The following is a 13,942-nucleotide window of genomic DNA, read 5'->3' as shown; positions in this document are numbered from 1 at the left end:
TCTTCCGCCGTCGCCGCGGCCGTGATGGACGGTGCGCGCCGCAGGGAGTGAGCGATGCCGATGAAGGTGGAGATCCGATCGACGGAGATCTCCGACGTACTCGAAGTCCGGACCGGCCGCGTCGCCGACGATCGCGGGTTCTTCGCCGAGACCCATTCGGCCGAGATGTGGCGCCAGGCCGGGCTCGAAGAGGTCTTCGTCCAGGACAACCTCTCGAAGTCCTGCCGCGGCACCTTGCGTGGAATGCATTTCCAGATCGCCCCGCGCGCGATGGGCAAGCTCGTGCGCTGCGTCCAGGGCGCCATCTTCGACGTCGCCGTCGACCTCCGCGCCGGCTCGGAATCCTACGGTCGATGGGTCGGGCGAGAGCTCACGGGGGACGGGGACGTCTCGCTCTGGGTGCCCGTCGGTTTCGCGCACGGCTTCCTGGCGCTCGAGGACGAGACCCTGGTCCACTACAAGTGCACCGACATGCATGCGCCTGAGACCGAGCGCGCGCTCCACTACGCGGATCCGGACGTCGGGATCGAATGGCCGATCGAGCCGACGATCGTGACGCAGAAGGACGCGGAGGCGCCGGGGCTCTCCGACGTCGAGGCGAAGTTCTAACGGCCGATACCGGGATCCGCCGGCGTCAGTCGGCGTAGATCTCGGGGAAGAGCTGGCGCTCGACCGCTTCGATGACCGCGTGGATGATCTGGATGTGCACCTCCTGGATCCGGTCGGCGGTGGTCGCGCGGGGCACCACGATGGGGATCTCCACCTCGCTCGCCAGCTTCCCGCCGCCGCGGCCGAGGAGGCCGACCGTGCGGAGCCCACGCCGGCGCGCGGTCTGGACCGCGGCGACGACGTTCGGGGACAGGCCGCTCGTCGAGATCGCGACGAGGAGGTCTCCCTCGCGCCCGTGCGCTTCGACCTGGCGAGCGAAGACCTGGTCGAAGCCGTAGTCGTTCGCGATGCACGTGATCGTCGCGGCGTCCGAGAGCGAGATCGCCGAGACGGGACGCCGGTCGTCGCGGAAGCGACCGGTCCACTCGCTCGCGAAGTGGACGGCATCGCTCATGCTTCCGCCGTTTCCGCAGGAGAGGAGCCTGCCCTGGGCGCGGACGGTCGTGACGACGGCGTCGGCGAAGGCGCCGATCGCGTCCAGCTGGCGCGGGTCGGCCAGGAGGGCGTCGAGGGTCGATCGCGCGTCGAGGAGGGCGCCTTCGATGATCGGCCGAGACGACATGGCCCCAGTGTCCGCTATCCCGGCGAGCCGGCGCAAGGCTTCTCGCCGGGATCGGGGCGGGGCGTGCGTAGTTCGAGAGGGAACGACGAGCCGCTTGGGCTCGGCCCCGTTCAGACGCGGGAGGTGCGCCGGACCGAAGCGAGCCCCGCGAGCCCGAGGCCCATCAGGAGCGTGGTGCCGGGCTCCGGGATCGGGTTCAGGCCTTCTTCGATCTTGAACTCGCTGAAGCGCACGCTGCCGGTCGGCGCGTTCGAGTAGAGGCGGATCTTCAGGCCGGCCGTGTTCGCGTCGGGATTCAGGACCGTGCCGAGCGCGATGATGCGACCGCCCTCGAGGGTCCCGAAGAGGGGCTCCGAGCGGATGAAGTCGCCGGCGGCGTCGAAGTAGATGGCGCGGGCGGCGATCGGCGCGCTCACGTCACTCGCATCGAGGATGTAGGTCGCGTTACGGATGTCCTCGGGCGTCGCCGCGAGCAGCGACTGCGTCAGGATCCGGCCGCGCTGCCGCGGGGAGATCTCGGCGGCGGAAAGGACGATCGAGTCCAGGTCCTGGAGCGCATCGGAACCGTCTTCGAGCAGCCAGTCCGATTCGAAGTCGACGAAATCGGAGACGAAGTCGACGGCCATCGCGCTGGAGGGCAGGGCGAGGCCGATCAGGAGAGAAAGAAGAGCGATGATTCCGTTGGTACGCACGCGGGGGTCCTCTCGGGGGGCGCCCGAACGCGGTGGTCGCGCCCGTCCACACACCCGGCAATGGCCCGGCTCGCACGGCGTTGCTCACGCCATGTGGCCGTTCAGTGCGGAGTGGTGGTGGCGGGGCGGATATGTCGAGAAAACCCGCACCTCCTGGCAAAAATCGCCCCGGAACCCACGCAGAGGGCCGCGTGCCAGCCCTCTTGCCGGTCAGTTGCGCGTCAGGATCCTGCTCGCTGCGGCCGCCAGGTCGTCGAAGACGGGGGTCTCGTCCCTCGGATCGAGTGCGTCTTCCGTCGCGCGCCCGTGGCCCGTGCGCACCAGGAACGCGGGGCAGCCGAAGCGGCCCGCGGCCGCGAGATCCGTTGCACGATCTCCGATCAACACGCAGGTGGATGGGGCGTGGCCCAGGGCTCGCGCGGCGGATTCGAGCAGTCCCGGGCGCGGCTTGCGGCAGGCGCAGTCGTCGCCCGGAAGATGGGGGCAGACCTCGATCCGATCGATTCGTCCGCCTTCTCGTTCGACGCCGCCTCGGAGCACCCGATGGATCTGCTCGAGATCCGACGGGTCGATGAATCCCCGTCCGACGCCCGACTGATTCGAGACGACCGCGATCGCATGTCCCGCCCGGGACAGGCGCGCGATCGCTTCGAGGCTCCCGGCCAGGGGATTGAACTCGCTCACGTCCTTCACGAACGCGTCGGATTCGGCGTTCACGACGCCGTCGCGATCGAGCAGGATCAGCAGTCTTCCGGCCAAGGCCTTTCCTCGCATGCGCCGGCGCACGCGGATCGCGATCCGTGGCGCACGGCGCAGACACTACCGGATGGACCGCGGCGGGTTGGCGCGGGGAGGCGCGATGGCAGATCACGGGACGACTGCGGCATCCTCGAGCGCTCCAGTCGCTCCAGGTCGCCTGCCCAGCGCGGGTCGGGAGCGGGCGGCGGTCGATGATCGGGGGAGCCAGCGATTGGGGAGCGCGGGAATCGTTCGCGGACGACGGGAAGACGTGCGTGCGCTCGTTGCGCTCGGGTTGCTGGCGTTGCTCGGACTCGACCTGTTGACGGACGCACCCGTGACCGCCGCCTACGAGCACGCGGATCAGACCGAGTCCTTCCTCTACGACGTTTCGGGAGGCGCGAGGATCTTCGGGCTGGCGGCAGCGGCGCTGCTGGTCTGGCAAGGGCGCGCGGCGCTCGTGCGCCTGGGCGACGTGTCGGCGGGCGAGCGTGCGCGGTGGGCGATTCCGCTGCTCCTGGCGGCGCTCTTCGTGCGCGGATGGGCGGCGCACACCTCCTCGGTCCCTCTCCAGTTTCCGGCGCTCGCCTTCGCGTTGCTCGGTGGCGCCGCCTGCCTGACCGGTCGCCTCGGCGTGCGCGGGATGGCGCCCGCGGCCTGCCTGCTCGTCGTGGCGATGCCGCTTCCCACCGCGATCGTGAACGCCGTGATGCATGGGCTGCAGGGGGTGACGGCCGAGAGCGTGTCGGTCCTGCTCGGATGGATCGGGGAGCCTCATCTCCTGGCCGGGGAACAGATCCATGCCCGCGCGCACATCTTCTACGTGATCGAGGGCTGCGCGGGCCTTCGCGCCCAGCAGATCCTCCTGTCGAGCACGTTGCTCTACTGCGGTCTCTTGTTCCGGAGTCGCACGCAGCTCGCGGTGCTGCTCATGGCGACGCCCTTCGTCGCCTTCGCGGTCAATCAGCTTCGGATCCTGACGATCGTGCTGAGTCCGCAGGCGGATCTTTCCGCCGACCACGACGCGCAGGGCATCGCGATGCTCGTCCTCGGGATCGTATGCATCGCCCTCGTGGACGCGGGCGTGCAGCGCGTCGAGGAAGCCCGCGATTCGAGCTCCGGGACCTCCACCCGGGTGGCGCGTGAGCAAGCGGCTTCGACGGCGTCGCTCGGCCCACCCGTCCTCGTGTCGATCACCGCCGCCGCGGCGCTCTACGCCGCTCTCGGCGCGTTCGTGCCGGCCTGGGAGGCCCCGGAAGCCGAGACGCCTCGGCTCCGCGACTTCCCGAAGCGCCTCGAGGACTGGCGGGCGGCTCGTGCCCTCGGGTTCGATCGGGAGTTCTTCGGATCCGTGCAGCCATCGAGTCGCCTCCATCGGCGGTATCGGGACGGCGATCGGGAGTTCGAGGTGCTGATCCTGGAAGACGATCATCGCGCCTCCGGCCAGGGCATCCTGTCGCCGAAGACCATCACGGCGCGACCCGGCTACGACATCCGTTCGCTCGGGCAGACGGTGCTCTCAGCGACGGGAAGAACGGTCGATCGCTACGAGCTCACCGGGATCCGGGACGCGTTCCAGACGCTTCACTGGCGAGTCGGTGCGCGGTCCCTCGCCGAGGAGGTCGGGCGTTCCGCCTTCGCGCTCGACCAGAGCGTCTTGCATCGCGCCGAACGGACTTTTTCGGTTCGTGTCGCGGTGAAAGTCGGCGCGGAGGTGCTCGGACCGGAACGGGCGGCGCAGCGCGTCGTCGAGGTCGCGGAAGGGGTCGAGCGGGCGATGGTCCAACAGGGGCTGGTCCGCTCGGATCGACCCTGAGCGGGGATCGGAACCCTTCCGAATCGACTGGATCGAGGGGGTCCGGCCCCGGTTTGGCTCGGGGACGACGGATCGGCCGCGATTCCGCGCGGATGGCGCGCGTTCGGGGTGCCTGCGACGAAGGGTTCGAAGGCGGAACGATTCATCGGGTGGTCGGAGTGCCGGATTCGCGCCCGTAGCGCATCCAGCCGCTCGGGAATGCGGTCCATCGGAATTCTGAATCCGGATCAGGCCCACGCCACTGAGGCTTGGTCAGACGGGTCCAATGCGTATATTATCGGCTTCGTGGTCGCGGGCGCACCGCAGTCGATGTCGGTGCAATTCCCGACCGCGTCCGAGCGAATCCGAAACGGAACGGATAGACAAATCGCATCGAGCAGGCGTCGAATCTCGCTCTTGAACACTGGCACGTCCGTCGTCGTGAACTCATCACGTTTGTCACGACCCGGATCGCCTGGGGGAACCAACAGACAATGATCGTTCGAATTCTCCTCAACGTGGCCCTGATCGTGGGCCTCGGTGGCCTCTTCGCTGGCCCCGCTCTCGCGGGTGGCGTTGCGGGCCCGGACCCCGATTGCGTGTGGGGCGTCGTCCGTGACATCGGCGGTTCCGCCAAGTTCTTCTTCGACGAAGAGGCGGACGGCTCGTCGGACGCGTCCTTCGTGTTCGGCCAGTTCGGCTCCGACTTCCTCGTCGGTGACTGGGACGGCGACGGGATCGACACCATCGCGATCCGCGAGACCCGCGCGACCGATCGCGGCAAGTTCTTCTTCGACAACGACGGCGACCCGTCGCCGGAGAACTCCTTCGTCCTCGGCGAGGACACCGCCGAGCCGATCTCGGGTGACTGGGACGGTGACGGAACCGATGAGGTCGGGATTCGCCGCAACATCGGTGGCCGCGGCAAGTTCTTCCTCGACAACGATGGTGCGGTCGGCCACGAGACTTCGTTCGTCTTCGGCGCCTTCACCGAGATCGCCGTCGTCGGTGACTGGGACGGCAGCGACACCGACAACATCGGCATCGTCCGCGTCGTCGGCGCGGACAACCGCCTCCGCTGGTTCATGGCGAACGACGCCGGTGGCTCCACCGGCTTCGTCGACTTCGGCTTCGACGGCGACATCCCGATCGTCGGCGACTGGGACGACGATGGGGACGACGACATCGGCGTGATCGACGAGCAGCCCAGCGGCACGTTCCGCTTCCGCCTCGACTCCGACATGGACGGCACCGCGGACTTCAACTTCGCCTTCGGCAACTCGGCGAACGACGCGCCGCTCGTCTGCGAGTTCAGCGACGCGAACACCGAGGTCGGTATCGCGCGCGTCCAGGCGGCCCAGACCCGGCTCCTCTTCCAGACGAGCCCGGCCCTGGATGGCGTCGTCGGCCAGAGCCAGCCCTTCGGCGATGACACGGACACGCCCTTCGTCGGCCGGTTCAACGGCCTGAGCGCCGTCGGCGAGTAGGACGCCGGTCTTCCGGACCGCAGAACGAGCCGATCGCGACGATGCGCGCGAGGCTCGTTCGAGAGAACCAAGAGGGGGTCGCTCCGATGGAGCGGCCCCCTCGGTCCGTTCGGGACGCTGCTTCGTCCCGCCGCTCCGCCCCACCCAGGTCTACATGATGGATCCCGAGCGAAGGAAGCAGAGCGCACGCGAGGCCCTTCGGTGGCGACGGGGGCTCGCACTCGTTCTGGTCGCGCTCGTCTTCGGCTGTGCGGAGCAGGACGAGCTCGAGGTCCTCGGCTTCCCGCAACCGCCCGCGCGCGGCGTGGTCGATGCCTGGCTTCCCCTCGTCGAGTCCGGCGCGCCGCTGGCGGAGACGCGCGTCGGGGGTGAGATCGTCGTCGGGCGGACGCCGTCAGGACGGGAGACGCTTCGAATCAAGAACGTCCCGGCCGAGACGCCGTCGACCGGCCGCCCCGGTGTCTTCCTCGCGATCGAGGGGGACCTCGAAGCGCTGATGAACGACGGTCCGGTCACGGTCCACGTCGCTGCGCGCTCCACGACCGCCGTCCGTGGTCACACCTTCGCGGTCGCCTACTCGACCAACTCCGCCGGCAACAGCGGGTGGCGGGAGTTCGAGCTGAGCGACCGCTTCCAGCACTTCCAGTTCGAGTTCACCGTCCGCGAACAGACGACTTTCTCCGGAGACTACGTCGGCCTCCTGCCCGACGTCTCCGGCGGTGGCGCAGAGATCGAGGTCCTGGCGGTCGCTCTCGACAAGGCGGGCGTGGTGATCGAGCCGCCGCCCGAGCTCGCCTCGCCGGGCGCGTCGGCGGCGATCACGTCGGGACCGGTGAACCGCGTGCTCACCGCCTTCCACGACGTCGAAGTGGTGCACCTGCGGTTGCCGCGGGTCCATTCCAAGCGCGGCGGAATCGCGCAGCTCGGCGACGGCATCGTCTACGCAGCGCAGAAGGGCAGGGTCTTCTTCCTGCCGAGCCTCGATCCCGATGGCGCTTCCGCGGCCTACGAGGTCGCGGTCGTCCCCTTCGATCACGAGAACCCCGTCCTCGACAAGTTCATCGAGGCACACGTGAGCGTGCTGGGCGTCGCCGTGCGGCGTCCCTCCGAAGGCGTCGCCTCCGGCGCGTACGGCTTCTACGTCAGTCACATCGGAGTCGACCCGCCCGGACGTTGCGTCTTCGTCGAGCTGTCGACGACCGGACTTCGCATGGACGAGAACGGCACGCTCCGCCAGGACGGGGGGTGGACGTCGCTCTACCGTTCGTCGCCCTGCATCCCGATCGACGATCTCCGCCCCGGCTCGCTCCTCCAGGGCGGCGGACGCCTCGCCCTCGACGGCGGCCGGCTCTTCCTGACGGTCGGCGACTTCGCGATGGACGTGGGCGGCGGCCCGGCCGTCGGCCAGCTTCCCGAGTACGGAAACGGCAAGCTCGTCCGGATCGACCTCGAGAGCGGTGAAGTCGTCTTCCACACGACCGGCCATCGCAACGCCCAGGGCCTCGGCTTCGACGGGGAAGGGCGCTTGTGGTCGACGGAGCACGGGCCCGAGGGCGGAGACGAGATCAACCTGATCCAGGAAGGCCTGAACTACGGCTTCCCCGAAGTCACGCTCGGCTCGACCTACGGCGGGCTGACCTGGCCCCGCTCGGCTCGACCGAACCACCACGACGGGTTCGAGCCGCCGCGCTTCGCATTCCTTCCCTCGCCCGGGATCTCCCAGATCCGGCGCCTCGAGAGCGGACGCGAGTTCCCGGCCTGGCAGGGCGACTTCTTCGTCGGATCCCTGAAGGCGCGGACCCTCTATCGGGTTCACGAGGAGAAGGGGCGCCTCGTCTACGCCGAACCGATCCTGCTCGGGGCGCGTCTGCGCGACGTGATCGAGTTCTCCGACGGCCGCCCGGTGATCCTGACCGATGGGCACGAGCTCCTCGTTCTCCAGAACGTGGACGGTGCCCCATCCTCCGCCGACGGAATCGAACCCGCCGCGCCCTTCTCGGGGGAAGCGCTGGACGAGGCCATCGCGAGCGCGCTGGCGGTCGGGGACAGGGATCGAGGTCGCTCGACCTTCGAGGGGGGCTGCGCCGAGTGTCATTCCCTCGAACCGGGTGCGGTGGTGGTCGGGCCCTCTCTCGGCTGCGTCCTCGGGCGCGCGATCGGGTCCGCCCCCGGATTCCGGTACTCCGAGGCTCTGCGCGAAATGCGAGGCTCGCGCTGGGATGCGGTGTCCCTCGTCGCCTTCCTCTCGGGTCCGTCCGGGTTCGCGCCCGGAACGACCATGGCGGGCGTGGTCTTCGATACGCCCGCGCAGGTGAACGATCTCGTCGCCTTTCTGGGTTCGACCCGCGGAAGCGCCTCGTGCCCGGAATGATCCGGCCGACGGGCTGGTCGCCCTCGGCACCGGTCGCGGGCAGGAAGGGCTAGGCTCTCGCGCGCAGCGCTTCGGTGGGGTCCATGGACGGCGCCGAGGACCAGGGGGGATCGATGAGCGACAAGATCGCCGAAGCTGGAATCACGGACGAGGAGAAGGCACGCCTGCAGCAGGAGGCCGACTCGCTCGCGCCCTGGCAGTATCGCTACGAGATCGCGCCGGGCGTCTTCACGCCGAACTCGGACGAGCACCACGAGTGGAACGCATTGCGGCGCCGCATGATCTTCGGCGCCCTCGCGGCGGCCCTCGGGCGCGACGGATTCGCCGGCCGTACGTTTCTCGACGGCGGATGCAACGCGGGGCTCTGGTCTTTCGAGCTCCATCGCGCGGGCGCGCGGAGCATCGACGCTTTCGATGCGCGCGCGGAGAACGTGGCGAAATGCGAGTTCATCCGGGAGGTGCGGGGCATTCCGGAGGAAGAGCTTCGCTTCCAGCAGGCCAACCTCTACGACATGGAGAAGCAGTTCGGCCCCCACGACGTCGTGCTCGCGCTCGGCTTCATGTACCACCTGAGCGACCCGATCGAGATCGCGCGTCAGCTCGCGACGATCACCCGCGACGTCTGCGTCGTCGACAGCAACGTGAACACGCAGCCCGGCAGCGTCTGCGTCTACCGGAGCGAGGATCCCGACCTTCATCACAACGCGGTGGAGACTTCGGTCATGGTTCCCAACCGGCGCGCGCTGATCGAGATGCTCCAGGCAGGTGGCTTCGGGATCGTGACGCAGGTCGAACCGCCCGCGTGGGCACCGGTCATGTATCGCGAAGGGCGCCGGGTCCTGCTGCTCGCCTTCAAGGGCGACGGGCCGGACGCGGACTGCGAGACGTTCTGAGCGGCCTGCTCCGGCCCCGTGCTGGTCGCGCGGCGGCTCCGGGGGGCGCATCGAAGGGCGGGGTGGCTCCTCTGCGGGTGCGGAGGGTGGCCCCCGGCTGAGTGAGGAATCGGGTTGGAAGAGCGCATTCTCCAGCCGCCCGGCGTCGCGCCTCGGCGCCTCGTCGACGTCCTCTTCGCGATGGCGATCTGGCGCAACCTCGGGCTCGTCCGAAGCCTGACGGCTCGGGAGCTCGAGGTCCGCTACCGCGGCTCCTGGCTCGGTTTCTGCTGGCCCGTCCTGCAGCCGCTGCTTCTGCTCGCGGTCTATACCTTCGTGTTCTCGTTCGTCTTCGGCGCGAGCTGGCCCGGCATCTACGACAGTGACATCGCCGGGTACGCCGTCATCGTGTTCACGGGACTCGTGACCTTCAACATCTTCGCCGAGTCCGTGCGCGCTTGTCCGAAGCTCATTCTCGCCCATCGGAACTTCGTCCAGCGCGTCGTGTTCCCCCTCGAGGTCCTGCCCGTCGTCCAGATCGCGGCCGCCTGCGTCCACGCGGCTGCGGGCCTCGGCGTGCTCCTGGTCTTCCTGGTCGCATCGGGCGTTTCGATCGGATGGACCGCGCTCTGGCTCCCCGTCGTCTGGGCGTTCTTCGCCGTCTTCTCGTTGGGGGTCTGCTATGCGGTCGCGGCGATCTCGGTCTCCGTGCGTGACCTCGAGCCCCTGGTGGGGATCGGTATGACCGGTCTCTTCTTCGCGAGCGGGATCTTCTATCCCCTCGAACGCCTTCCGGACGACGTCGAAGCGTGGATCCGGCTCGTGCCGACCGCCGCGGCGGTGGACGTCTCACGGAGTGTTCTGCTCCTCGGTGTCGCTCCCTCTCCCGAAGCGCTGCTCGGGCCTGGGGCGGTCTCCTTCGTCGTCTTCCTGCTGGGCTACGCGATCTTCCTGCGCTCGCGCGAGGGCTTCGCCGATGCCCTCTGACGAGGCGAAGCCCACGGAAGGCGCGGGCCTCGCCCATGGCGCAGCGGGAAGTCGCGAGTGGGTCATCGAGGCGTCCGGGATCTCGAAGCGATTCCGGATGCGCGGGAAGCGCTCCGAGATCTGGGCACTCAGGGACGTTTCCTTCGAGGTCGCCGCAGGCGAAGCGGTCGGGATCGTGGGTCGCAACGGCGCGGGCAAGAGCACGCTGCTCGAGATCATCGCCGGGACCCGCACGCCGACCGAGGGGCGGGGCGTCGTGCGCGGACGCGTCGCCGCACTCCTCCAGCTCGGCGCCGGCTTCCACCCGGACTTCACGGGGCGCGAGAACGTCTTCCTCTCGGGCTCGATCCAGGGCTTCGGTCGTGCCGAGGTCGAGTCTCGTTTCGACGAGATCGCAGCCTTCGCCGACATCGGCCACTTCCTCGAGGAGCCCGTCAAGACCTACTCGAGCGGGATGTATGCCCGGCTCGCCTTCGCGGTCGCGACGGCCTTCCAGCCGGACATCCTGATCGTCGACGAGATCCTCGCGGTCGGCGACGCACCCTTCCAGCAGAAGTGCGTGACCCGGATCGAGCGCATGCGCTCGCAGGGCGCGACCCTGCTCTTCGTCAGTCATTCGGTCGATCGCGTGAATGCCCTCTGCGATCGTTCACTGCTGCTCGAGGCCGGCCGGGTCCAATTCTTCGGAGAGACCGCGAAGGCGACGGACCTCTACCTGCAGTCGGTTCGAACGGACGCGCCCGCCGAGTCGGCGCCTCGCGAGCATCCGGGAGCGAAGGAAGAGCCGGCGTCGCGGAGCGCGAACATCGACCGCCAGACCCGCGGACTCGATCGCTACGGCAGCCAGGAGGTCCGGCTCCGCGTCGTCGAGATCCGTGATGCGAATGGGCGACCCGCTGAGGCGTTCGACTACCTCGACGAGATCGTCGTCTTCGTCCGCTACGAGTCCTCGATCGAGAGCGTCGACCTGAACGTGTCCTTCCTCGTCAGGGACGAGACGGGCGTGAACCTCTGCGGGACGATGACGTGGGACGAAGGTGTGGAGCTCTCTCCGGCTTCTCCAGGGGACGTGGGCGAGGTTTCGTTTCGCTTCGTGAACAGACTCCGGCCGGGACGATTCGGCGTCTCCGTCGCCGTCACGCGAATCAACCGAGAGGACCATCGACGCCCGATTCTCTATGATCAGATCGACGGCGTAGCCACCTTCTTGAGCCATCCCGCAGAGGATCGGCCCATCCACTACAAGTTCGACGCGCAGATCGGCGTCGAAGCGGGTGCGCCGTCGACCGGGAGAGACGCGCGCGCATGAGCAGACCGCCGAAGAACTATCGGTGGTGGCAGGACCACGGCGACGGCTGGCGAGACGAGGTCGCCGCCCGCAAGGCCTACATGCCGATCTACCACCTCCAGGAGATCTTCCTGGAGGAGTATTTCTCGCGTCTGGCGCCCGCGAAGGTGCTCGAGTTCGGCTGTGGCTTCGGCCGGCACCTCGAATACCTGCGGCGAATCCCGAAGCTCGACGTGTACGGCTTCGACCAGAGCGAATCGATGCTCGAGGGGATGCGATGGGCGCGCCGCTCGTGGCGCGAGAAGCACGTCAAGGTCGGACGTCCCCTCAACAAGCTGCCCTACGCCGATGGCGAGTTCGACGTCGTCTTCACCGTGTCGGTCCTGATCCACATCCGCCCGCGTGATCTCGAGAAGATCCTGCGCGAGCTCTGGCGGGTGAGCGGTGGCCACGTCGTCCACATCGAGAACAACGACACGGACGAGACCTACGTGACGTCGGAAGCGCACGACGGCTGCTGGGCGCACGACTTGAAGGCCGCCTATGCCGCCGCCGTTCCCGAGGCACGCCTCGAGATCGCCCCCTCGCTCTTCGAGATCGAGGACGTGTACCGCGCGATCGGACCCGAAGTCGAGGCTCCGTCCTTCATGACGCCCGCGCGCGCGAAGCGCTTCCTCGCCCTCGATCGGACCCTCACCGGCGAGCTCGTGCGCCGCGAACGGGATCGCGCGAAGAGCGAGGGCCGGACACGCACGCTCGAGGACCGTGTCGCGGACCTGGGCACGCGGGCGAACGATCTCGTCGCGCGGGCCCGGAGCGCGGAGGGAGATCGGGAAGTCCAGCGGGAGCGCGCGGTCGCGGCGGAGACGGAGCTCGAGCGGCAGCGGGAGCGCGCCCTGGCGGCGGAGGCCGACCTCGAGCGACTGCGGGAGCGCGCCCGAAGCGCGGAGCAGGACCGTGAGGCCCAGCGCGAGCGGGCCCTCGAGGCCGAAGGGCGGCTCGAGGAGTCGACCGCCCGGTTCGCGGGTCTCGAGGAGGACCTCGCGACGGCACGCGGTGCCCTGGACGAACAGCGCGAGCGCGCGCGGATCGCCGAGACGACTTCCGCTTCGCTCCGCGAGCGCGCGAAGCAGGCAGAGGCGAGTCGGACGTCGGCCCTCGATCGAGCGCGGCGAGCGGAGGAATCCAACTCGGCGCTGGTCGATCGAGCGCGGCGCGCGGAGGAAGCCAACGCGGCGCTGCTCGATCGTGCGAAGGAAGCCGAGGAGGCGAACGCGTCCCTCCTCGATCGGGCGCGGAACGCCGAAGGACGGGTCGAGCCGCTGCTTGCGCGAGCCACGCTCGCAGAGGGGCGTGCGGAGGAGTTGACGGACGAGCTCCGAAGCGTCCGGACGACCGTCGAAGAGACGATCGAGCGTGCGCGTCGAGCCGAGGAGCGCGGGGCGGAGCTTCGAACGCGCGCGACCGAATCGGAAGCCCGGACCCGCGAGATGGCGGAACGGCTTCGCGAGGCCGGGGAGGGGACTCGCCGCGCGGTCGAGGTCCAGGACGCGCTGCGTGCGGATCTGGAGCGCGTTCGGGTCGTCGCCGAGGAGCGGATCGAGCGGATCCGGGAGCTCGAGGCGCGCGCAGAATCGATCCTCGAGCGTTCGCGAACGGCCGAGGGACGGATCGGCGAGCTGCAGGATCGGGCCCGCCGGGCCGAGGGGCGGGCCACCGAGGCCGTCGAGCGCGCGGAGGCCGCCGAGGGACAGGTCGTCGAGGCTGCCGAGCGGCTCGCGACCGAACGAGGTCGGGTCGCGTCTCTCGACGAGGCGCTCGAGCGCGCACGGACGCGCTCGGAGGAGGAGGTCGCCGCCCTGAAGGAACGGATCTCGGGGCTGAACGAGCGGCTCGACGGGGCGAGGTCCAGGCGCGCCGAGCTCGAACGGGAACGGCGCGACCTTCGGGAGCGCGAGGAATCCGCGATCGCGCGGGTCGACGAGGTGAACGAGGCCCTCGCGATCGAGACTGCGCGAGGGGACGAGCTCGCCGAAGCCCTGATGCGGACCCAGTCGGCGCAGGAGCGGGTGATCGAACAGGAACGGGACGCCCAGAGTCGCCTGATCGCGTTGCGGCGGCGGGCGGAGCGGGCCGAGGCGACGATCATCGAGCTCCGGGATCGAGCGGTCGATGCCGAGGCGCGCGTCGGCGAGAATCGACTCCGGGCCGAGCGCGGCGAAGAGAAGGCGGATCGGGAGCGTCGCCGCGCGCGGAGCGCCGAGGATCGCGTCGACGAGATCGAGGGCGAAATCCAGGCGATCCGCCGGGAATGCGGACTCGAGCGGCAGCGTGCCAACGAGGCCCTCGGTAGAATCGACGAAGCGCGTCGTCTCCAGCAGCGGGCGGAGCAGGAACTCGAAGCATTGCGTGCCGGCCTGGGCACGCTGTTCGATGGTGACTAGAAGAGATCCGGCCATTCACCCGGGCCGGTGCTGCAGC

General features: G+C 69.1%; 11 protein-coding genes. 8 read left to right on the top strand and 3 right to left on the bottom strand.

All coding sequences use genetic code 11. The features are described 5' to 3' along the window. Window positions 1-54: 54 nt before the first annotated feature. Window positions 55-609 (top strand): dTDP-4-dehydrorhamnose 3,5-epimerase, encoded by a 555-nt coding sequence (gene rfbC, locus NXI30_13675; GenBank protein ID MCR9095265.1) that lies wholly within the window; start codon window positions 55-57, stop codon window positions 607-609. Between the two features lie 25 nt (window positions 610-634). On the opposite strand, the gene NXI30_13670 is transcribed toward rfbC, so the two are convergent. From NXI30_13670 to gmhB, 3 genes are all read right to left on the bottom strand, one after another. Further along, complete coding sequence (locus tag NXI30_13670) at window positions 635-1,231, bottom strand: SIS domain-containing protein (protein ID MCR9095264.1); 597 nt, start codon at window positions 1,229-1,231, stop codon at window positions 635-637. A gap of 110 nt (window positions 1,232-1,341) precedes the next feature. Next, window positions 1,342-1,923 (bottom strand): PEP-CTERM sorting domain-containing protein, encoded by a 582-nt coding sequence (locus NXI30_13665; protein MCR9095263.1) that lies wholly within the window; start codon window positions 1,921-1,923, stop codon window positions 1,342-1,344. Between the two features lie 210 nt (window positions 1,924-2,133). Next, entirely contained in the window at window positions 2,134-2,682 is a 549-nt protein-coding gene (gene gmhB, locus NXI30_13660; protein MCR9095262.1) for a D-glycero-beta-D-manno-heptose 1,7-bisphosphate 7-phosphatase, read from the bottom strand. 250 nt (window positions 2,683-2,932) lie between these two features. Between gmhB and NXI30_13655 the strand changes: the two genes are divergently transcribed. From NXI30_13655 to NXI30_13625, 7 genes are all read left to right on the top strand, one after another. Next, window positions 2,933-4,477 carry an exosortase/archaeosortase family protein gene (locus tag NXI30_13655; protein ID MCR9095261.1) on the top strand — a complete coding sequence of 515 codons (1,545 nt, stop codon included), beginning with the start codon at window positions 2,933-2,935 and terminating at the stop codon, window positions 4,475-4,477. Between the two features lie 473 nt (window positions 4,478-4,950). Next, the gene (locus NXI30_13650) at window positions 4,951-5,943 is read left to right on the top strand and encodes a hypothetical protein (protein MCR9095260.1); all 993 of its coding nucleotides are present in this window, start codon (window positions 4,951-4,953) and stop codon (window positions 5,941-5,943) included. Between the two features lie 154 nt (window positions 5,944-6,097). Then, window positions 6,098-8,314, top strand: coding sequence for a PQQ-dependent sugar dehydrogenase (locus NXI30_13645; protein MCR9095259.1), 2,217 nt, complete (start codon window positions 6,098-6,100; stop codon window positions 8,312-8,314). A gap of 113 nt (window positions 8,315-8,427) precedes the next feature. Beyond that, window positions 8,428-9,207 (top strand): methyltransferase domain-containing protein, encoded by a 780-nt coding sequence (locus NXI30_13640; protein MCR9095258.1) that lies wholly within the window; start codon window positions 8,428-8,430, stop codon window positions 9,205-9,207. A 114-nt stretch (window positions 9,208-9,321) separates the two neighbouring features. Further along, window positions 9,322-10,173, top strand: a complete 852-nt coding sequence (locus NXI30_13635; GenBank protein ID MCR9095257.1) for an ABC transporter permease — start codon at window positions 9,322-9,324, stop codon at window positions 10,171-10,173. Beyond that, on the top strand, window positions 10,163-11,482 hold the full coding sequence (locus NXI30_13630) for an ABC transporter ATP-binding protein (protein ID MCR9095256.1): 1,320 nt from the start codon (window positions 10,163-10,165) through the stop codon (window positions 11,480-11,482). The genes NXI30_13635 and NXI30_13630 overlap by 11 nt, the downstream gene beginning before the upstream one ends. Then, window positions 11,479-13,905 (top strand): methyltransferase domain-containing protein, encoded by a 2,427-nt coding sequence (locus NXI30_13625; GenBank protein ID MCR9095255.1) that lies wholly within the window; start codon window positions 11,479-11,481, stop codon window positions 13,903-13,905. Before NXI30_13630 ends, NXI30_13625 begins: the two co-directional genes overlap by 4 nt. Window positions 13,906-13,942: the final 37 nt, after the last annotated feature.

The sequence above is a fragment of the bacterium genome (assembly GCA_024742285.1).
GTDB lineage: Bacteria > Myxococcota_A > UBA9160 > UBA9160 > UBA4427 > UBA4427.
This window is presented reverse-complemented; position numbering and strand designations above follow the sequence as displayed.